The sequence below is a fragment of the Pseudomonas lopnurensis genome (assembly GCF_015070855.1).
In the GTDB taxonomy this organism is placed as follows: domain Bacteria; phylum Pseudomonadota; class Gammaproteobacteria; order Pseudomonadales; family Pseudomonadaceae; genus Stutzerimonas; species Stutzerimonas lopnurensis.
This window is the reverse complement of sequence record NZ_JADDIX010000033.1, coordinates 106051-125644: the sequence shown is the minus strand read 5'-3', so window position 1 is coordinate 125644 and position 19594 is coordinate 106051. Positions and strand designations below refer to the sequence as shown.

Below are 19594 nucleotides of genomic sequence, written 5' to 3'. Positions count from 1 at the left end.
CATGGAAACCCGCGCCCATCATGTGCTGATCGGCCTGTTCACCGTACTCGCGGTCGGCGGCGCCCTGCTGTTCGCCCTCTGGCTGGGCAAATCCAGCATGGACCGCGAATACAACTATTACGAGATCAGCTTCAACCGCGCCGTCAGCGGCCTGTCCAACGGCAGCTCGGTGGAATACAGCGGCATCAAGGTCGGCGACGTCGAGCAGCTCTGGCTCGAACCGGAGGACCCGCGCAAGGTGCGCGCACGCATTCGCGTGTACGCCGGCACGCCGATCAAGCAGGACACCCGCGCGCGCCTGGCGCTGGCCAACATCACCGGCAGCATGATCATCCAGCTGCACAGCGGTACGCCGCAAAGCCCGCCGCTGGTGGGCACGCGCGGCGAGCCGCCGCTGATCATCGCCGATCCGTCTCCGCTGAGCGCCCTGCTGGAGAATGGCGAGGACCTGCTGACCAACATCAACAACCTGCTGCGCAGCGCCAACCTGATGCTCTCCGAGGACAATGCCGAACGCATCGGCCGCACCCTGGCCAACCTCGAGCAGGCCACCGGCGTGCTCGCCGAACAACGCGGCGATCTCAGCCAGGCACTGACCCAGCTCGGCCAGCTCGGCCAGCAGACCAATACCGCGCTGGAGGAGATCACCCGCCTGACCCGCAACGCCAACGGCCTGCTCGACAAGGATGGCCGTGAGCTGCTGGCCAGCGCCGGCCAGTCGATGGCCGCCCTGGAACGCGCCACCACGCGGTTGGACGAGTTGCTCGCCGACAACCAGGGCGCGCTGGTCAACGGCCTGCAGGGCTTCAACGATCTCGGCCCGGCGATCACCGAACTGCGCGGCACCCTCGGCGCCCTGCGCCGCATGACCCAGCGCCTCGAAGACAACCCGAGCGGCTTCCTGCTCGGCCGCGAGAAGATCCAGGAGTTCACCCCATGAGCCGCCGTGTGCCGATCCGCTACCTCGTTCTCCCGATTCTGCTGGGCCTGCTCTCGGGCTGCACGCTGCTGCCCGAGGCCGAGCCGATTCGCGTCTTCCTGTTGCCGACCGGGGACGTAGCGGCTGCCAGCAGCGCCCCCCAGCTGGACCGGACGCTGCGCATCCATACCCCGCAGGCCAGCCGCGTCCTCGCCGGACCGCGCATCGCCGTGGTGCCGGAGGGCAACCAGATCAGCAGCTACCAGGGCGCGCGCTGGAGCGATGCGGCGCCCACCCTGCTGCGTGATCGCCTGATCGAAGCCTTCCGGCAGAGCGGCCAGTTGGGCGCCGTGAGCAGCGAGGATGGCGGCCTGCAGGCCGACCTCGCGCTGCTCAGCGATCTGCGCGCCTTCCAGAGCGAATATGTCGAAGGCACACCGCAGGTGGTGATTCGGCTCGATGCCCAGCTGGCATCCACAGCCGATCAGCGCATCCTCGCCAGCCGCCGCTTCGAGATTCGCCAACCGAGCGCCGGTACGCAGCTGGAAAACGTGGTCAGTGCCTTCGGCCAGGCCAGCGACGAGCTGAGCCGGCAATTGCTGGCCTGGACACGGCAGGCCGCCCACAGCCGCTAAGAGCCGCTAAGAGCCGCGTTCGCGAGCATGGCTCGCGCCTACCGGGGCGTCAGGGATCTCATGTGGAGCCCGCTTGCGGGCGATCCGCCGTAACGCCGATGATCGCCAGCAAGGACTCGGCGTCCCCCCGGCTCCTACGGTTCGGTGTTCACATGCTGCTTTTTGCGCCTACAGCGACGCCGTGACCATACCGAATCGCCTATGCGCGGCGCCTACGTCGGCGAACCATCGCGAACAAGGTGCGAAATCGGGGATTTAATTGATGCAGGCTAAACACTCTTCAGCCTGATCGCTTAGCATGCGAACCATCGCTTCGCCACAAGGACATCCCATGAAAGCACCAGCCCGGAAAACCCTGCGCAGGACCCTGATCGCGGTCGCAGCACTCATCGTCATCGGCGTGCTGGCCTGGTCGGAGCTGCGCACGGACGGGCTGGGCGATGGCTTCGCCAGCGGCAACGGGCGCATCGAGGCCACCGAGATCGACGTGGCGACCAAGCTGGGCGGACGCATCCGCGAGATCGCCGTCGACGAAGGCGACTTCGTCCAGCCCGGACAGGTGATCGCACGCATGGATACCGAAGTGCTGGAGGCGCAGCTCAACCAGGCCTGGGCCCAGGTGCGCCAGGCCGAGAACGCCATCCTCACCGCCCAGGCGCTGGTCGCCCAGCGCGAGAGCGAGAAAACCACCGCCGAAGCCGTGGTGCATCAGCGCCGCGCCGAGCTGACCGCCGCGCAGAAACGCCATCAGCGCACCGAGACCCTGGTCGCGCGCAATGCCATGCCGCGCCAGCAACTGGACGACGACCTGGCCGCCATGCAGAGCGCCCAGGCGGCGCTGGCCGCCTCGCGCTCGCAGGTACTGTCCGCCGAAGCCGGCATCGCCGCGGCGAAATCCCAGGTGATCGAAGCGCAGTCGGCGCTCGAAGCCGCCCAGGCCAGCGTCGTGCGGCTGCAGGCGGACATCCGCGACAGCGAACTGAAGACCGACCGCGTGGCCCGCGTGCAATACCGCGTGGCGCAGCCCGGCGAGGTGCTGGGGGCCGGCGGCAAGCTGCTCAACCTGGTGGACCTGGCCGACGTCTACATGACCTTCTTCCTCCCCGAGCGCCAGGCCGGGCGCGTGGCCATGGGCGCCGAGGTACGGGTGGTGATCGACGCCGCGCCGCAGTACGTGATCCCGGCCAGGGTCAGCTACGTCGCCAGCGTCGCGCAGTTCACGCCGAAGACGGTGGAGACCGAGAGCGAACGCGAGAAGCTGATGTTCCGGGTCAAGGCGCGGATCGATCCCGAGTTGCTGAAAAAGCACATGGAGCAGGTCAAGACCGGGCTGCCCGGCATGGCCTACCTGAAGCTGGACGCTGAGGCCGAGTGGCCCGCCCACCTGCAGATCAACGTCACCCCATGAGCGCGACGCTGGCGCCGGTGGCGCAGGTCGATGGGGTCAGCCTGCAGTACGGCGAGACCCGCGCGCTGGACGATCTCAGCGTGGCGCTGCCGGCCCGCTGCATGGTCGGCCTGATCGGCCCGGACGGCGTCGGCAAGTCCAGCCTGCTGGCGCTGATCGCCGGCGCGCGCAAACTGCAGCGGGGTCGGGTGCAGGTGCTCGACGGTGACATGGGCGATGCCGGCCACCGCCGCGCCGTCTGCCCGCGCATCGCCTACATGCCGCAGGGCCTGGGCAAGAACCTCTACCCGACGCTGACGGTGTTCGAGAACCTCGAATTCTTCGGCCGCCTGTTCGGCCAGGCCGCCGACGAGCGCCACTGGCGCATCGCCGAGCTGACCCGCAGCACGGGCCTGGCGCCCTTCGTCGAGCGACCGGCCGGCAAGCTGTCCGGCGGCATGAAGCAGAAGCTCGGGCTGTGCTGCGCGCTGATCCATGACCCCGACCTGCTGATCCTCGACGAACCGACCACCGGCGTCGACCCGCTGTCGCGCAGCCAGTTCTGGGCGCTGATCGAGCGTATCCGCCAGGACCGTCCGCAGATGAGCGTGCTGGTGGCCACCGCCTACATGGACGAGGCGCAGCGCTTCGACCACCTGGTGGCGATGGACGCCGGGCGCATCCTCGCCACCGGCACGCCGGACGAACTGCTGGCGCGCACCGCCAGCGACAACCTGGAAGAGGCCTTCATCCGCCTGCTGCCGGAAGAGAAGAGCCGCCGCCACCGCGCCCTGGAAATCCCGCCGCGCCAGGCCAGCGACAGCATCGCCATCGAAGCCCATGACCTGACCATGCGCTTCGGCGAGTTCGTCGCGGTGGATCGGGTGAACCTGCGCATCGAACGCGGGGAAATCTTCGGCTTTCTCGGCTCCAACGGCTGCGGCAAGACCACCACCATGAAGATGCTCACCGGGCTGCTGCCGGCCAGCGAGGGCCACGCCCTGCTGTTCGGCAAGCCGGTGGACCCGCACGACCTGCAGACCCGCCAGCGGGTCGGCTACATGTCCCAGGCGTTCTCGCTGTACAGCGAACTGACGGTGCGCCAGAACCTCGACCTGCACGCCCGGTTGTTCCATCTGCCGGCCGAACGCCGCGAGCCGCGCATCCGCGAGATGCTCGAGCGCTTCGAACTGGCCGGCGAGGCCGACAGCCTGCCCGAAGCGCTGCCGTTGGGCGTACGCCAGCGCCTGTCGCTGGCGGTGGCGGTGATCCATGCGCCGGAAATGCTGATCCTCGACGAACCCACTTCCGGCGTCGACCCGGTGGCGCGCGACGGCTTCTGGGAGCTGCTGGTGCAGCTGTCGCGCGAGGATGGCGTGACCATCTTCATCTCCACCCACTTCATGAACGAGGCGCTGCGCTGCGACCGCATCTCGCTGATGCACGCCGGCCGCGTGCTGGACAGCGACACGCCGCAGGCGCTGATGGACAAGCGCGGCCTGGCGACCCTCGAGGACACCTTCATCGCCTATCTCGAGGACGCGGTGGCCGAAGGCGCCACCAGCGGCCCGCAGGACGCCGCGGCGACCACCGAAAACACGCGCCCGACCAAGCTCGCGAGCAGCGCCGAACTGCGCGCGCGCTTCAGCCTGCGCCGCCTGCTCAGCTACACCCGCCGCGAATCCATGGAGCTGCGCCGCGACCCGATCCGCGCCACCCTGGCCATGCTCGGCACCGTGCTGCTGATGTTCATCATGGGCTACGGCATCAGCATGGACGTCGAAGACCTGACCTACGCGGTGCTCGACCGCGACCAGACCACCACCAGCCAGGCCTACGCGCTGAACATCGCCGGCTCGCGCTACTTCATCGAGAAGGCGCCGCTCGACAGCCCCACGGAACTGGAGCGGCGCCTGCGCAGCGGCGACATCAGCCTGGCCATCGAGATCCCGCCCAATTTCGGCCGCGACCTCAAGCGCGGCGCCGCCCCGCAGGTGGCGTTCTGGATCGACGGCGCCATGCCGATGCGCGCCGACACCATCAAGGGCTATGTGCAGGGCCTGCATGCCAGCTACCTGCAGGACCTGGCGCGCAGCGCCGGGGTGGACGGCAGCGGGCTCGTCGACGTGGCCATCCGCTACCGCTACAACCCGGACGTGCAGAGCCTGCCGGCCATGGTTCCGGCGATGATCCCGATCCTCTTGATGATGATCCCGGCGATGCTCACCGCGCTCGGCGTGGTGCGCGAGAAGGAGCTGGGCTCGATCACCAACTTCTACGTCACCCCGGTCACGCGCCTGGAATTTCTCATCGGCAAGCAGCTGCCCTACATCGCCCTGGGCATGGTCAACTTCGCCACCCTGGTGCTGCTGGCGGTGTTCGTCTTCGGCATCCCGATCAAGGGCAGCCTGCTCACCCTGGTGCTCGGCGCGCTGCTCTACGTCACCTGCGCCACCGGCCTGGGCCTGCTGATGTCGTCGGTGCTCAACAGCCAGATCGCGGCGATCTTCGGTACCGCCATCGCCACCCTGCTGCCGGCGGTGCAATTCTCCGGGCTGACCCACCCGGTGTCGGCGCTGGAGGGCGCCAGCGCCTTCTTCGGCCAGATCTACCCGACCAGTCACTTTCTGGTCATCAGCCGCGGGGTGTTCTCCAAGGCGCTGGGCATGGCCGATCTCTACGGGTACTTCATCCCCTTGCTGCTGGCGATCCCGCTGCTGACCCTGCTCAGCGTCGCCGGCCTGCGCAAGCAGGAAAAATGACATGCGCACACTCGGCAACGTCTTCCAGCTCGGCCTCAAGGAACTGCGCAGCCTGTACCGCGACCCGGCGCTGCTGGTGCTGATCGTCTACGCCTTCACCCTGGCCATCTACACCGCCGCCACCGCCTTGCCCGAAGCGCCGCACCGGGCCACCCTGGCGGTGGTCGACGAGGATCAGTCGCAGGCTTCGCAGCGCATCCTCAACGCCTTCCAGCTGCCCTACTTCCTGCCGCCGATCCCCATCGACCTGCGGCAGATGGACAGCGGCATGGACGCCGGTTTCTACACCTTCACCCTGAACATTCCGCCGGACTTCCAGGCCGACCTGCTGGCCGGGCGCACGCCGACCATCCAACTCAACGTCGACGCCACCCAGGTCAGCCAGGCGTTCACCGGCGCCGGGCACATCCAGCAGATCATCAACGACGAGGTCAGCGCCTTCGTCCAGCGCTACCGCGCCAATGCCGCGCTACCGGTGGAGGCGGTGGTGCGCACCGCCTTCAACCCCAACCTGACGCGCGCCTGGTTCGGCGCGGTGAACGAGGTGATCAACCAGATCACCATGCTCTCGATCATCCTCACCGGCGCCGCGCTGATCCGCGAACGCGAGCACGGCACCATCGAACACCTGCTGGTGATGCCGGTGACGCCGTTCGAGATCATGCTGGCCAAGGTCTGGGCGATGGGCCTGGTGGTGCTGCTGGCCTCGGCGTTCGCCCTGCGCGTGATCGTCGAGGGCTGGCTGCAGATCCCGATCCAGGGCTCGCTGCTGCTGTTCATGGGCGGCGCCGCGCTGCACCTGTTCGCCACCACCTCGATGGGCATTTTCTTCGGCACCGTGGCGCGCTCGATGCCGCAGCTGGGCCTGCTGATCATCCTCGTGCTGATGCCGCTGCAGATCCTTTCCGGCGGTATGACCCCACGCGAGAGCATGCCCGCGCTGGTGCAGCACATCATGCTGGCGGCGCCCACCACGCACTTCATCGAACTGGCCCAGGCGATCCTCTTCCGCGGCGCCGGCGTTTCGGTGATCTGGCCGCAGCTGCTGGCGCTGCTGGTGATCGGCGCGGTGTTCTTTCTCGGGGCGCTGTCGCGGCTGCGCAAGTCGTTGCGCTAGCGGCCGCCGCCGTTGCCTGCGCAGGCATAATCGCGCTTCACGCCACGTCAATGACTAACGCAACGGTGAGAATGTCGTCGGCAGGTACACTGTCGATTGCATCTGCCGCAACTGCGGGGTGGAGTTCTCCGGCGGCCAGGCACCCTCCGCCACCGAGCGGGTGCGCACGTCCAGGCGTTGTTCCAGGCTCGCATAAGGCCAGATATGCAGGATGCGCGGCAGCCTGCCGGAGGTGGCGTAGAACGCTCCGTAAATAGGCGAATAAGCCTCTGCCGTGCGCCGCCCGAGCGCTTGGCGCCAGCCATCCAAGGTGGGCGGCAGGCCATGAGCGATGAGTTCGTATTCGCGCAGTTCGTAGAACGGCCCATAGGTGCCGGGCGGCGGCAGCGAGAGGAAGGGGAATAGCCTGTAGTCGCCTACCTCCATCGTTTCCAGCCAGGCATCCACGCCGAAGGGGTCCGGGGTGAGCAGGTAGCGTTCACGCTCGACGTCCCGAACCACATCGTCGGGAAATCCGCGAAGCAGCGTCAGACGATTCAGCGTGCCGATTTCCGAATACCAGCAGCCGAGCAGGGTGACACCGGCGGTGCTGGCGGCCAAGGCGTCGCGCAGTGCCGGCTGGGCGACGCCCAGGCTTCCCGGGCGCAGGGTCAGTTGCAGCAGCTCGAAGGCGTTCATCGACCGATCTCCCGGGCCCGCAGCAACCAGTCGCCATCCAGCGCATCGATCCCGGCACAGCCCATCAGGTTGAGCGTCAGACGCAATTCGTCGGCGAGCAGATCGAGAGCCCGCCCCGCGCCGGCCTCGCCGGCCACCGCAACACCGTAGAGCGTGGCGCGACCGAGCAGCACCATGTCCGCGCCATGGGCCAGCGCCTTGACGATATCGCTGCCGCGGCGGATGCCGCTGTCGAGCAGCAGCGCAAGGCGCCCGCGGGCTACCGGCGCGATGGCCGCCACTGCTTCCAGGCTGGAGGGTGCGCCGTCCAATTGGCGGCCACCGTGATTGGTGATGACGATGCCATCCAGGCCCAGAGCGATGGCCCGCTCGGCGTCTGCCGGATGCAGCACCCCCTTGAGCAGTAGCCGGCCTTTCCACGCGTCGCGCAGGCGGGCCAGCTTCTCCCAGTCGAGCAGGGTGTCCATCTGCTGTGCCACGAATTGCATGGAACCCAGCGCGTTACGTTCGGATAGCGGGATGTACGGCGCCAGGTTGCCCATGATTGGCAACCCTTTCGGCCACATCACCCGGCGCAGCCAGCCCGGATGGCGCAGCACGTCGAGCTTATTGCGCAACGAGAGGCAGCGCGGCCGCGCGAAGTTGCGCCGGTCCCACTCCCGGTTGCCGAGCGTCGAGGCGTCGCTGGTCATCAGCAGGGTCGACACCCCCTGGCGTTCGGCGCGGGCGAGCAGGTCGGCCTGAATCTTCGGATCGCGCATCGGGTAGAGCTGGAACCACAGGTTGGCATCCGGCGCTGCCGCACGCACATTTTCCAGGGAGGCGTTGGAAACGGTACTCAGGCTGAACGGTAGGCCGCGCCGTGCGGCAGCGCGAGCCAGATGCAGATCCGCATCGGGAAACAGCATGGCGTTGTAACCGGTCGGAGCGATGCCGAACGGCAGCGGTGTTTCCTGGCCGAGTAAATGCCGACCGGTGGCCGGCGGGTGCGCCGGCACCAGGGTCCGTGACTGCAGCCCCCAGGCATCGAAGGCGGCGCGATTACGCCGCAGGGTCCATTCCTGCTCAGCACCGCCTTCCAGGTATTCCCAGGCGAAATATGGCAGGCGGCGACGGGCCGTGGCGGCCAGCTCGGCGATGCTGTGGTAGCGCTGCAGGTCGCCGCCGCAATAGTAGTTACGCATCTTCCATCCTTCCGACGGTCCGTGGGCCGCCGTTAAAAAAGCCCGGAAAGCGCTCCGGGCGAAGGGAGCAAAAACGGGGCCGAACGGCTTGCTCAGGCACACAACCTGGCGAGGTCGCTGCGCCTGAGCCCGCGCGCTTGCGCGCCGCCCGGAACCACGGCGCCGTGACGCGCCATGGGAAACACGAACCATCGAGTGCGCTATCGCGCTCCGACCGCCAGGTCGGAGCAAGCCCCAGCGCTTACCAGAAGTTCCAGGTGTAGGAGGTGATGAGGCGATTCTCGACGAAGTCGCTGCCGAAATTGTGCTGTTGCACGTGGTAGTTCTTCCATTCGAAAGCCAGGCCCTTGAGCGCGCCGTCCTGCAACACATAGCGCACGGCGATGTCACGCTCGTTCTCGGAACCGGTGGTGGCCCCCAGGTCGATGTCGGTTCCGCGAATGTAGCGGGTGTTGAAGGTCAGGCCCGGAATGCCCAGGTCGGCGAAATCATAGGCGTAGCCGATGCCCACCGAGCGCTCCTTCGGGCGCATGAACGGCTGGTTGGCCCAGTTCAGCAAGTAGAACTGCGGAATGTAACCGTTGGGAGTGGGAAACATGCTCTCGCCGTACATGCGCTGGTAGACCAGGCTCACCTTGTGGCCGCCCTTGGTCAGGGCGATGCCGGTGGACAGCGCGCGGTTGTCGATTTCGCCGTTGAGCGCGTCACCCTGCTCCTCGTTGTCGAACCAGCGCACGTCGGTACGCAGGCCGTAGCCGTTGCCCAGATCGGCGCGGTGCACCAAACCGAGATACTGCTGCCGGTAGATGTCGTTCATGACCGCGTGAAAGTAGCTGGCCTGCAGGCTCCGAGTGATGTCGTAGGTGGCGCCGGCGAAGTCCAGGCCATCGCTGTCGAGATCATCGGTGGAGCCGTATTTGTAGAATTTCTCGTGATCCGACGATTCCCGGGTCACCGCCGACCAGAAGCGGCCGCCGGTAAGGGTCAGGCCATCGATCTCCTTGGATTCGACTACCGCGCCCTGGTAGATGGTGTCCAACTGGCGGCTCGGATCATGGAAGGCGATGGGCAGCTGCGGACGCATGTCGCCGACCTTCAGCTCGGTCTTGGAGTATTTCATCTTCAAGGTCGCGCCCGCGCGGCTGTAGTTGTCCACCGCTTCGCCATCGCTGTCGAGCGGCAACGAACCATCGTTGCCCTGCGAGTCCATCACATAGGCGAACTGGGCGTTCAGGTCCAGGCCGAACTGGATCGGCGTGTCGGTGTAGCCGGAAGCGAACTGCAGGTCGAAGCCCTGCGACCAGTTGCCGATCCGCGACTCGGGCGCTCCGCTCTCGGTGAAATTGCGATGCAGGTAGTAGTTGCGCAGGTCGAGCTTCAGGTGGCTGTCGTCGACGAAATCGGCCTGGGCCGCGAGGGGGGCCCCCAGCGCCCCGAGGACGCAGGCGCCCCGGATGGCGCGCGCAAGCAAGGACTGATAGAACATGTGCCGCTCCTTTTCGTGTGCTGAGTTGGTGAGCAGTCCAAAGGTCCAAAGGTGGCAGTCGAAGGCGTGGCGCACTCTGGCGGTGCGCTCGACGCGAGAGCGGCAGGCTGAACCTTCCGCGCTGCCCGACTCGGCGGTCGGGTTCTGGTCATGGGGTTCAGCGGCTGGCCTTGGAGTCCTCGCAGAGCCGGTGGTAGGCGCGGTCGAAGTACACCAGCGCTTCGCGCGACGGCCCCTGGCGGATCTGCAGGACGTCGCAGTAGAAGATGTTGTGGGTCCCCACCTCGTGGATGTGGGCAATGCGGCAGTCGAAGTTGACCAGCGCCTCGTCCAGAGCAGGCGCGCCGCTTTGCAGGGCGGACCAGGCGTGCGAGGCGAAGCGCTCCTCGGTGCGCAGGTTACGATCGGCGAAGGTGCCGGAGACGACCTGGTGGTCGCCGGCCAGGACGTTCACGCAGAGCACGCCGTTGCTCTTGAAGTGCTCATTGGCGAAAGACGAACGGTTCATGCACACCAGCAGGGTGGGCGGGGTGTCGGTGACGGTGCACACCGCCGAGGCGGTGAAGCCGAAGCGACCGGCGGGGCCGTCGGTGGTGATCACCGTGACGGCGCCACCGAGCATGGCCATGGCATTGCGAAAATCGGTTACGGCAACCATGACGGGCCTCCTAGATATCCAGGACGAGGGTTTGCGACCGCGACCGCGAGCAACAGACCAGGATCTGGTCGCCGGCGGCCTTTTCTTCATCGGTCAGGTAGACGTCGCGGTGATCAGGCTCGCCTTCGAGCACGTCGCACAGGCAGGTGCCGCAAACGCCCTGCTCGCAGGATTTCTCCACCTTGATCCCGACGTCGGCGAGCGCATCGAGGATGCTCTGGCCCTGCGCGACCTGGACGGTCTTGCCGCTGCGCGCGGCGACCACCTCGAAGCCGGAGCCCGAGGCGTCCACCTCGACCTGGAAGTACTCGCGGTGGATCTGTTCATCCGGGTAGCCGCGCTGCGCGGCCTCGCCGATGATCCAGTCCATGAAGCCGGTGGGGCCGCAGGTATACAGGTGCACGCCCGGCTCGGCGCGGCCCAGTACGGCATCAGGATCGAGACGCTGCCCGGCCGCCTCGTCGTCAAAGTGGGTAAACACCCGCGAGGCGAAAGGCGAGGAGGCCAGCTCTTCGAGAAAGGCGCTGCGGCGGCGCGAGCGGCCGCAGTAGTGCAGCTCGAAATCGGCCCCACGGGCATGCAGCGCATAGGCCATGGCGATCATCGGGGTGATGCCGATGCCGCCGCCGACGAGGATCGAGCGCCTGGCCTCGGGCGCCAGCGGAAACAGGTTGCGTGGCGCGCCGATGATCACCTCGGCGCCTTCCAGCAGGGTCTCGTGAACGGCGTTCGAGCCGCCGCGCGAGGCCGGGTCCTTGAGCACGCCGAGGCGGTAGACGGCACGCTCGGCCGGGTCGCCGCACAGCGAGTACTGGCGCACCAGGCCGGGGGCGACGTGCAGGTCCACGTGGGCGCCGGCCTCGAAGGTCGGCAAACCGCTGCCGTCGGCAGGAATCAGGTCGAGCACGACGACGTCGTCGCCCTGCAACTGGCGCTTGTGCACCACGACCTTCACAAGTTGTTCAGTCATCGGGTCACCCCGTCCTACGTCAAAGGTTGTCGCGCGGCCCGAGGGCTCAGCGCAGGTACAGGCCGCCGTTCACGTCCCAGGTCGCGCCGGTGGCGAAATAGGCCTCCGGGCGCGCCAGCTGCACCACCAGGTCGCCGATGAAGTCGGCATCGCCCAGGCGCTTCACCGGGATGTTCTGGATCAGCGATTCCAGCCGGTCCGCCGGCACCACCGCATGCACCATGGGCGAGTCGATCGGGCCGGGCGCGATGGCATTGACCGTCACCCCGCTGGCCGCCAGCTCGCGGGCGAAGATCTTGGTCAGGGTGACGATGGCGCCCTTGGAGGCGGCGTAGTGCGCACCGGTGGAGGTACCGCCGTTCTGCCCGGCCAGCGAGGCCAGGTTGACGATGCGTCCGTAGCCGTTGGCGGCCATGTGCGCGCCTAGCACCTGGCAGCCAACGAAGGTGCCACGGGTGTTGGTCAGCAGCACTCGGTCGAACTCCTCCGGAGAGATCTGCATGACCGGCGTTGCCAGGGTCATGGCGGCGTTGTTGACGGCCACGTGCAGCGCGCCGAAACGCGCCAGGGTGGCGGCCAGCGCGGCCTCGAAGTCGGCCTTCGACGCGACGTCGAGCTTCACCGCCAGGACGCGCTCGCCACTCGGGTCGAGCTCGGCAGCGGCAGCCTGGGCGCCCACCAGCGAGAGGTCGCTGACGACGACGGCGTAGCCGGCGGCGAACAGCCGGCCGGCGATGGCGTTGCCCAGCCCCTGGGCCGCGCCGGTGACCAGTGCGATCTGGCTCATGGCGACCTCAGAGGATGTAGCCGATGCCGGCCAGGGCATCGTCGGAGTTGATCAGGCGGATCAGCTTGCGCTGGATCCTGAAGCCGTCGCCGGCACGCTCCAGCTCGTACACGATGTCCGCGCTGTAGTGCTTGAGGGCGTCCTTGCGGAATTCGCGCAGGTTCTGGGCGCAGCGCACGGTGACGTACTCGGCGTCCTCGTAGAGCACGCGAAAACGCGACAGGGTGCGCACCGTACGCGGCACCGGGGTGGTGGAGATGGACTCGCCGCCGGTCAGGCGCACCACGCGCTTCTCGCGCATGTGGGCGTCGTCGTAGGCGTAGTTGAGGCTGTTCTCGAAATCCTCTTCGGTGGGGTTGATGGGGATCACGTAGACCCCTTTCTCGCTCCACAGCGACAGCCAGGCATCGTATTCGCCGTGGTCGAGCATGTCGCCTTCCTGCCAGATGAAGGCGGTGACTTGCTGAAGCAGTTGCAGGTTCATCGAAGCACTCTCCGGTCGGTCAGGCCGACATCATCTTTTTCCACTGCTGGTAGGCGGCGCGCATGCCGGTCTCGGCCGAGACGTCGCTGACGCGGCCGTCCTCGGTCGGTTTCTCGCCGGGCAGGCCGCGGTTGAGCAGGATCCACAGGTCCTCGCCGGCATGGCTGCCCTTCTGCACGCGCTCCCAGGCTTCGGAATCGTCCGGGGTGCCGAAGCCCATGGGCCCCTGGAAGTGCTCGTGCAGGCGCAGGCGGTAGCGGTTGGCCACGGCCGGGCCGCCGTCCATGGTGATCACGGCGTGATGGATCTCGGTCTCGTTCACCGAAATCGGCTGCAGCACGCGGAAGAACGCCATCGAGCAGGCGACGTTGGGGAACAGATTGAGGTTGAAGCCCGAACCACCGACGGCGCGGACGATGCGGCGCACCTGCATCTCTTCGATGCCCTCGTCACGCAGCGCCTGGGCCAGTTCCTCGAAGCGCGCGGGGATCGGCTTGTCCAGGTCGGCTTCCAGGTCGACCAGCTCGGGGATCATCACCATCACGCTGTGGCCGTTGCCCAGGTCCTCGACGTAGCCGGGACCTTCGACGAAATCGAGCATGTCCAGGGTCTGCTGGTCGACCGAGGACAGGAACGACTTGTGCACCAGCGGGAAGTGATAGGCGTCGGTGGTGTTCTCCAGCTGGATCTTCCAGTTGCCGGGGAAGCGGAAGCGGTGCTCGCCGGGCACCTTGATGCCATAGCCGGCCCCCTGCTTCATGAACAGGTCCATCCATTTCTTCGCCGGGCCGAGGAAGTCCACCAGCGGCTCGATGTCGTCCTTGAAGGTGGCGAACAGCATGCCGGCGTAGGCCTCCACGCGCAGCGAAACCAGCGGGAACTCGCCCTTGTCCAGGCATTCGCCGTAGCTCTCCGGATGCGGTACGCCGCGCAGCGAGCCGTCCAGGGCGTAGCTCCAGCCGTGGTAGGGGCAGACGAAGCTGCTGGTCTTGCCCTTCTTGTGCTCGCAGACGGTGGCGCCGCGGTGGCGGCAGCGGTTGAGCAGCACGTGCACCTGCTTCTTGCGGTCGCGCACGACGATCACCGGCTGCTTGCCGATGTAGGTGCTCTTGTAGCTGCCGGCATCGGGTATTTCGCTTTCATGGGCCACCCAGACCCAGGTGCTGTAGAAGATCCTCTGCATCTCTTCATCGAAGATCTGCGGGTCGGTGTACAGGGAAGTGTGCACACGGTCCGGCTGGACCAGCTCGGCAGGCGAGCTCTCCAGCGTCACGGTTTCGATCAGCTTGTTCACGGTCACTCCTCGTCGGCGTTCGCGCGCCGACACGTGGATGGGGGTTGATTCACTGGCCCGGGCGTCCGGGCACCGGCAGCTCGGCATCGTCGTTCCATGCGCTCACCGGGCGTCCGAAGAGGTTCTCGGTCTGGAAGTGCGCCATCCGCCAGGCGCCGTCCTCGACCACGAAGCGCACCGTCAGGCGCGCCGCGTTCAGGTGCGAGCCACCGTCGGCGAAGGTCGAGCTCTGCAGCATCACCCAGTTGCCGGTGGCGCCGCCGGCGTCCACCTCGATCAGCTCCGAGGCGAGGAAATGCACGTTCAGGGCGAAGTGCGCCGGCGTCTTCATGTAGCCGGCGAACATGGCGCGGATCGCCGCGCGACCGCGGTAGCCGCCGAAGCTCCTGGCGTACTTCGCGCCCTTGCCTTCCCACACGGCGTCGACGGTGAACAGTTCGGCCAACTCGTCCAGCGGGGTGTTCGCATCCAGCGCGTCGCACAGCACCATGTAGCGATTCATGCAGGTGCGCGCCGCGTGCTCGGCCTGGAAACGCGCGAGCTGCGCTTCCAGTTCGGCGATTCGGACTTCATTGCTCATGCCGGTCACGCGCGCTGGATGATGAGTTCGCGACCCACGCGGGCCTCGACCTTGGCGTAGCGCCACAGCTTGTACGGGCCATCGCCCACCGGCGTGCTACGGAACAGGTTGCAGGCGGCATGCACGGTCTCGATGTCCGGCACGTCGGCGAGCAGGTAGGTGGTCCAGGGCCAGCCATCGGACGGGCCGACCATGCTCTGGTCGTCGTCCATGTTGCCCAGCACGGCGACGCCGGGCAGGTCGTGGATGCCGTTCCACATCTGGCTGAACGCCGCCCAGACCTCGAGCTGCTCCTCGCGCGGGGCGTCGAAGAAGTTCTGGTTGATGCCCATGCAGAACAGCACGCGCAGCGGTCTTTTCTCGCTCATGTCTCGCTCCTGTCAGAGGTAGCCGGGCAAGGGTTTCTTGCCGAAGAACACCGCACCGGCGTTCTGGAAGGTGATGTCGCCCATGAAGGCGTGCTGGGTGACGACCTGGGCGTCGTTGACGCAGCGCGCCAGGGGATGATCGTTGTAGACGCCGGTCATGCCGCTGAGCATCTGCGCCGTACGCGCCACGTCGGCGGCGACGCGGGTGGCATGGGTCGAGGACAGGCGCAGCAGATTGATCGTCTGCACCGGCACTGGGTCGCCCGCCAGCACGTGCGCCCAGGCCTCATCGATGGCCTCGTAGAAGAAGCAGCGCGCAGCGCGCAGGGAGGCCTCGGCCCGCGCCACGTCGGTCTGCGTCAGCGGGCGATCGCCGAGCCCGGGCGCGCCGGTCACCGAAACGCGATCGCCGGCCATGGCGTAAAGCTCGTCGAGCGCGGCGCGGGCGACACCCAGACCGACCACCGAGAGCACCTGGGTCGCGAAGGACAGCGACGGATAGCGGAAGAACGGCTCGTCGAGGTTCGGCTTGCCGCCACGCACGAAGGTCCATTCCTCCGGGACCAGCACGTCCTCGATCACCAGATCGTGGCTACCGGTGCCGAGCAGGCCGACGGTGTCCCAGGTTTCCTCGATGCTCGCCTTTTTCTGCGGCATGACTGCCAGACGCGGGAGGTCGAGCTTGTCGCCGTTCTTCGGTGCGATGCCGACGCCGACCAGTTGGGCGCCCATGCAGCCGCTGGAATATTTCCAGCGGCCGTTGACCCTGAAGCCGCCTTCGACCTGCTCGGCCGGCTGCGGCGGGAAGATGCCACCAGCGAAAACCACGTCCGGGCCATCGGCATAGACCTTGGCGATGGTGTCCGGTGGCAGGGAGGCCAGGTACACCGGGCTCATGCCGAAGCTCGCCACCCAGCCGGCGGAGCCGTCGGCGTGGGACAGCGCCTCGACCATCTCGCAGAACTCGCGAGGACTGCGTTCGTCGCCGCCGAAGCGGCGCGGCACCAGAGCGCGATACACGCCCAGCGCGCGGAAACGCTCGATGATGTCCTGAGGAATGTGCCGCAGGCGATCGAACTCGCCGGTACGGGCGCGCTGGCGGATGTTGTCGAGCAGGATCAGAAAATCCGGGCTCGAGGTGAGGGCGGCGGGCTCGCGAGTAGCCGCGTTCAGCGAAGTCATATCAGGCTCCACAATCGCTCGGGTTGGAATACAGGCGTCGCAGCAGCTCGCCGGCGACTGCCAGGAGCAGTTCGTCGGCGCCCTTGGCGGCAATCAGTTGCAGGCCCACCGGCAGGCCGTCGGCACTGGTGAAGGGCAGCGTCAGCGCCGGGTGGCCGGACAGGTTGAACGGCCGCACGAAGGCGGTCATGCCGAGCACCGCACGGGTGTCGGCGGCGTCTTCGATGCGCAGCGGGTAATCGGGCATCGTCGGCAGCACCAGTACGTCGAAGCGCTGCAGGGCGGCGTCCACTTCGGCCGTGAAGGCCGCGCGTACCGCCTCGGCGTCGGTCAACGCGGCATCGCCGGTCAGTGCGGCGGCACGCAGGCGGCCAGCGACATCGGGCGCGACCCGGCCGCCTTCGACCAGCGCGGCGCAGGCGTTCCAGGTCTCCCGGTTGATGACCACCATGCCGGCTTCATAGGCCGCGGTCATCTGTATCAGGGGGGCTTCGCCGAGCCGCAGGCCGCTGGCCTCGAGCACGTGCCGCAGGGTGCGCTCGACGCCTTCGGTGGCAGTCACCGGAACGACGCCGAGGGTCGGCGCCTGCACCTTGGGCAACGCGCCGAAACCGGGATCGATCAGGCGCATGGCCCGCTCCAGCATCGGCAGGGTGGCGGCGAAGGGACCGACGCAGTCCAGCGAGCTCTGCGCCGGCATCACACCGCGCCGGCTGATCCGGCCGAAGGTGGGCTTCAAACCGAACACGCCACAGCAGCAGGCGGGGATGCGTACCGAGCCACCGGTGTCGGTGCCCAGCGAGAAGTCGCACAGCCCGGCGGCCACGGCCGCGGCGGAGCCGCTGGAGGAACCACCCGGGATGCGTCCCGGAAAGTGCGGATTGGGCGCGGTCCCGAAGGCATGATTGATGCCGGTGGTGCCGAAGGCCAGCTCGTGCAGCACGGTCTTGCCGGTCAGGCGAGCGCCATTGCTCAACAGGGCTTCCACCACCTCGGCGTGGCGTTCGGCCGGGGCTGCAGCGGCCAGCGCAAGACTGGACGCACGGGTGGGATGGCCGGCGACGTCGATGGTGTCCTTCACCATCACACGCAGCCCGTTGCCTCCCAAGCTCAGTTGTTCGACGACGATCGTCACGGCACGGTCCTCTATTACGCTCGCCGCGACGACAGGTCGCAGCGATTTGCTAAATAGAAATTCGCGCCAATTACGTGAAATGTCAATTGAATTATGAAAAGAAAATTCGCTATAAATCAGTGCGTTAAGGCTGGTAAATGCACGAATTCAGTGCATTTTTTCGAGCCGAATCCGGCCTGGGCCCGACAGCCTCACGATGAGATTTTATTGATTTAAATCATGATGTTATGTTCATACATGTGCTTGCAGAGGAGTCTTTATATGACTTTCAAGTCAGTTATCTGTGCCTTCACCGGGCTAGACCATGAAAAAAATTTCACCTGCCGTTTAGGCTGAAGAAATGCCATTTTCAAACAGCTAAAAAATCCTGCCTAAACATGAAAATTCCAGTTCTTTTTCCGCTTTAAATCATTGTTTTTCCTGGGCTCGAGGCGCGCCTTGGCAAAAGGTCGAGAAGACGCCTGAACGATCGACCGCCGACCTCGCCGGGGAGATCCTGGAACCCTGGCGAGCAGAGCACAGCGATGGTGCAGGCGTTCAGCTGGCATACAACCTGCAATTCCCTCGCTGCGACCGAGGATGGCGATCGCCTTGTCGACGACGCCCCCGGCCAGCCTCGATTACTGCACGGAACGCACTTTCGCGAGCCGTTCACGAGCCGTAGAAGCCTTGCATCTGGAGAACGACATGCTGCTGAAGAAAGCTGCGCCATTCCTGCTATCGAGCGTACTGGGCCTGTCTCAGGCGCTGCCGGGCACCGCCCTGGCGGATGTGAAGATCGGCGTCATCACCTCCTCCACTGGCCCGATCGCCCTGGTCGGCATCCCGCAGAAGAACAGCGTCGCGCTGATGCCTACCGAGATCGGTGGACAGAAGGTGCGCTACATCCACTTCGACGACGGCAGCGACCCGACCGCCTCGGTGAAGGCCTTCAAGAAGCTCATCGACGAGGAACGCGTGGATGCGATCATCGGGCCGAGCGGGTCGCCCAACGCCATGGGCGTGATCCAGTTCGCCGCCGAGTCCGGGACCCCGATGCTCGCCCCCACCGGCAGCGCCGCCGTGGTGCTGCCGATGACCGAGCAGAAGAAGTGGGTGTTCAAGACCACCCAGAACGACGACCTGATCGCCGAGGCGCTGGTCGAACATATGGTCAAGACCGGCGTGAAGACCCTGGGCTTCCTCGGTACCGCCGACCCCTACGGTGAGAATTGGGCCAAGGTGATGGCCGCGCTGGCCGAGCGGCACGGCATCAAGATCACGGCCAACGAGCGCTTCCAGCGCCAGGACACGTCCATGACCGGCCAGGGCCTGAAGGTGCTGATGGCCAAGCCCGACGCCGTGCTCATCGCCGCCCCCGGCAGCTCCTCGGTGATGCCGCAGACCACCCTCGCCGACCAGGGCTACAAGGGCCAGATCTACCAGACCCACGGCGCGGCGCTGGATCCCTTCCTCAAGCTTGGCGGAAAGAAGGTCGAAGGCACCATCCTCGCTGCCAGCCTGATGCTGGTAATCGACGAGGTGGACGACAGCCACCCTTCCAAGGCCATCGCCGCCGACTACATCGATCGCTACAAAGAAAGGTATGGGGAGGCACCGGCCACCTTCGGCGCCAACGTCTACGACGCCGGGTTGCTGCTGGAACGAGCCATCCCGGAGGCCGAGAAGACCGCCCAGCCAGGTACTGCGGCGTTCCGCGCGGCACTGCGCGATGCCCTGGAAAAGACCGAGGAGCTGGCCGCCACCCAGGGCGTCTACAACATGACTCCCGAAGATCACAGCGGCTTCGATGAGCGCGGCCGCGAGCTGATCACCGTCAAGAACGGCCAGTGGGCTCTGCTCAAGGACTGAAGATCGGCCACGAGGCACGAGTCCGCTCCACTACCGGCACCTCCATCGCGGGCAGAAGAGCCAGATCGCGACAGGGTGCCGGCTCGAGTGGCATGTGTAACCCGGTCGGTGCCGTGT

At 66.6% G+C, this 19594-nt stretch carries 18 protein-coding genes; 6 read left to right on the top strand and 12 right to left on the bottom strand.

Going from position 1 to position 19594, the window contains the following annotated elements; all coding sequences use genetic code 11:
* Position 1 precedes the first annotated feature (1 nt).
* From IN820_RS07205 to IN820_RS07185, 5 genes are all read left to right on the top strand, one after another.
* Positions 2–940: an MlaD family protein gene (locus IN820_RS07205; protein ID WP_193680323.1), complete on the top strand. Its 939-nt coding sequence runs from the start codon at positions 2–4 to the stop codon at positions 938–940.
* Positions 937–1554, top strand: coding sequence for an ABC-type transport auxiliary lipoprotein family protein (locus IN820_RS07200; protein WP_193680322.1), 618 nt, complete (start codon positions 937–939; stop codon positions 1552–1554). Before IN820_RS07205 ends, IN820_RS07200 begins: the two co-directional genes overlap by 4 nt.
* A gap of 331 nt (positions 1555–1885) precedes the next feature.
* The gene (locus IN820_RS07195) at positions 1886–2962 is read left to right on the top strand and encodes an HlyD family secretion protein (protein WP_193680321.1); all 1077 of its coding nucleotides are present in this window, start codon (positions 1886–1888) and stop codon (positions 2960–2962) included.
* Entirely contained in the window at positions 2959–5703 is a 2745-nt protein-coding gene (gene rbbA, locus IN820_RS07190) for a ribosome-associated ATPase/putative transporter RbbA (protein WP_193680320.1), read from the top strand. The genes IN820_RS07195 and rbbA overlap by 4 nt, the downstream gene beginning before the upstream one ends.
* 1 nt (position 5704) lies before the next feature.
* Positions 5705–6820, top strand: coding sequence for an ABC transporter permease (locus IN820_RS07185; RefSeq protein WP_193680319.1), 1116 nt, complete (start codon positions 5705–5707; stop codon positions 6818–6820).
* Positions 6821–6874: 54 nt separating this feature from the next.
* On the opposite strand, the gene IN820_RS07180 is transcribed toward IN820_RS07185, so the two are convergent.
* The 12 genes from IN820_RS07180 to IN820_RS07125 all read right to left on the bottom strand — a co-directional run bounded on the left by IN820_RS07180 (position 6875) and on the right by IN820_RS07125 (position 17626).
* A complete protein-coding gene (locus IN820_RS07180) occupies positions 6875–7498 on the bottom strand; it encodes an NIPSNAP family protein (protein WP_193680318.1) in 624 nt (207 codons plus the stop codon).
* Positions 7495–8682, bottom strand: coding sequence for an alpha-hydroxy acid oxidase (locus IN820_RS07175; RefSeq protein WP_193680317.1), 1188 nt, complete (start codon positions 8680–8682; stop codon positions 7495–7497). The genes IN820_RS07180 and IN820_RS07175 overlap by 4 nt, the downstream gene beginning before the upstream one ends.
* Positions 8683–8923: 241 nt before the next feature.
* Complete coding sequence (locus IN820_RS07170; protein ID WP_193680316.1) at positions 8924–10168, bottom strand: OprD family porin; 1245 nt, start codon at positions 10166–10168, stop codon at positions 8924–8926.
* Positions 10169–10325: 157 nt separating this feature from the next.
* Positions 10326–10826 (bottom strand): flavin reductase, encoded by a 501-nt coding sequence (locus tag IN820_RS07165; RefSeq protein WP_193680315.1) that lies wholly within the window; start codon positions 10824–10826, stop codon positions 10326–10328.
* A gap of 10 nt (positions 10827–10836) precedes the next feature.
* Positions 10837–11796, bottom strand: coding sequence for a PDR/VanB family oxidoreductase (locus IN820_RS07160; protein ID WP_193680314.1), 960 nt, complete (start codon positions 11794–11796; stop codon positions 10837–10839).
* Positions 11797–11842: 46 nt separating this feature from the next.
* Complete coding sequence (locus tag IN820_RS07155) at positions 11843–12583, bottom strand: SDR family NAD(P)-dependent oxidoreductase (protein ID WP_193680313.1); 741 nt, start codon at positions 12581–12583, stop codon at positions 11843–11845.
* Positions 12584–12590: 7 nt separating this feature from the next.
* Positions 12591–13067: an aromatic-ring-hydroxylating dioxygenase subunit beta gene (locus tag IN820_RS07150; protein WP_193680312.1), complete on the bottom strand. Its 477-nt coding sequence runs from the start codon at positions 13065–13067 to the stop codon at positions 12591–12593.
* A gap of 19 nt (positions 13068–13086) precedes the next feature.
* Complete coding sequence (locus tag IN820_RS07145) at positions 13087–14361, bottom strand: aromatic ring-hydroxylating oxygenase subunit alpha (RefSeq protein ID WP_193680311.1); 1275 nt, start codon at positions 14359–14361, stop codon at positions 13087–13089.
* A 49-nt stretch (positions 14362–14410) separates the two neighbouring features.
* Positions 14411–14941, bottom strand: coding sequence for a nuclear transport factor 2 family protein (locus tag IN820_RS07140; RefSeq protein ID WP_193680310.1), 531 nt, complete (start codon positions 14939–14941; stop codon positions 14411–14413).
* Positions 14942–14946: 5 nt separating this feature from the next.
* A complete protein-coding gene (locus IN820_RS07135) occupies positions 14947–15309 on the bottom strand; it encodes an IacB protein (protein WP_193680309.1) in 363 nt (120 codons plus the stop codon).
* Between the two features lie 12 nt (positions 15310–15321).
* Positions 15322–16491, bottom strand: a complete 1170-nt coding sequence (iacA, locus tag IN820_RS07130) for an indole-3-acetate monooxygenase (protein WP_193680308.1) — start codon at positions 16489–16491, stop codon at positions 15322–15324.
* A 1-nt stretch (position 16492) separates the two neighbouring features.
* Entirely contained in the window at positions 16493–17626 is a 1134-nt protein-coding gene (locus IN820_RS07125) for an amidase (protein WP_193680307.1), read from the bottom strand.
* A 687-nt stretch (positions 17627–18313) separates the two neighbouring features.
* On the opposite strand from IN820_RS07125, the gene IN820_RS07120 reads away from it, so the two are divergent.
* Complete coding sequence (locus IN820_RS07120; protein ID WP_193680306.1) at positions 18314–19477, top strand: ABC transporter substrate-binding protein; 1164 nt, start codon at positions 18314–18316, stop codon at positions 19475–19477.
* Positions 19478–19594: the final 117 nt, after the last annotated feature.

Excerpts from the sequence above, each read along its gene's own strand:
- iacA (WP_193680308.1), bottom strand. The coding sequence starts at position 16,491 with ATGACTTCGCTGAACGCGGCTACTCGCGAGCCCGCCGCCCTCACCTCG.
- IN820_RS07150 (WP_193680312.1), bottom strand. The coding sequence starts at position 13,067 with ATGAACCTGCAACTGCTTCAGCAAGTCACCGCCTTCATCTGGCAGGAA.
- IN820_RS07175 (WP_193680317.1), bottom strand. The coding sequence starts at position 8,682 with ATGCGTAACTACTATTGCGGCGGCGACCTGCAGCGCTACCACAGCATC.
- IN820_RS07170 (WP_193680316.1), bottom strand. The coding sequence starts at position 10,168 with ATGTTCTATCAGTCCTTGCTTGCGCGCGCCATCCGGGGCGCCTGCGTC.
- IN820_RS07200 (WP_193680322.1), top strand. The coding sequence starts at position 937 with ATGAGCCGCCGTGTGCCGATCCGCTACCTCGTTCTCCCGATTCTGCTG.
- IN820_RS07140 (WP_193680310.1), bottom strand. The coding sequence starts at position 14,941 with ATGAGCAATGAAGTCCGAATCGCCGAACTGGAAGCGCAGCTCGCGCGT.
- IN820_RS07160 (WP_193680314.1), bottom strand. The coding sequence starts at position 11,796 with ATGACTGAACAACTTGTGAAGGTCGTGGTGCACAAGCGCCAGTTGCAG.
- IN820_RS07205 (WP_193680323.1), top strand. The coding sequence starts at position 2 with ATGGAAACCCGCGCCCATCATGTGCTGATCGGCCTGTTCACCGTACTC.
- IN820_RS07155 (WP_193680313.1), bottom strand. The coding sequence starts at position 12,583 with ATGAGCCAGATCGCACTGGTCACCGGCGCGGCCCAGGGGCTGGGCAAC.
- IN820_RS07195 (WP_193680321.1), top strand. The coding sequence starts at position 1,886 with ATGAAAGCACCAGCCCGGAAAACCCTGCGCAGGACCCTGATCGCGGTC.
- IN820_RS07180 (WP_193680318.1), bottom strand. The coding sequence starts at position 7,498 with ATGAACGCCTTCGAGCTGCTGCAACTGACCCTGCGCCCGGGAAGCCTG.
- rbbA (WP_193680320.1), top strand. The coding sequence starts at position 2,959 with ATGAGCGCGACGCTGGCGCCGGTGGCGCAGGTCGATGGGGTCAGCCTG.
- IN820_RS07120 (WP_193680306.1), top strand. The coding sequence starts at position 18,314 with ATGCTGCTGAAGAAAGCTGCGCCATTCCTGCTATCGAGCGTACTGGGC.
- IN820_RS07135 (WP_193680309.1), bottom strand. The coding sequence starts at position 15,309 with ATGAGCGAGAAAAGACCGCTGCGCGTGCTGTTCTGCATGGGCATCAAC.
- IN820_RS07165 (WP_193680315.1), bottom strand. The coding sequence starts at position 10,826 with ATGGTTGCCGTAACCGATTTTCGCAATGCCATGGCCATGCTCGGTGGC.
- IN820_RS07185 (WP_193680319.1), top strand. The coding sequence starts at position 5,705 with ATGCGCACACTCGGCAACGTCTTCCAGCTCGGCCTCAAGGAACTGCGC.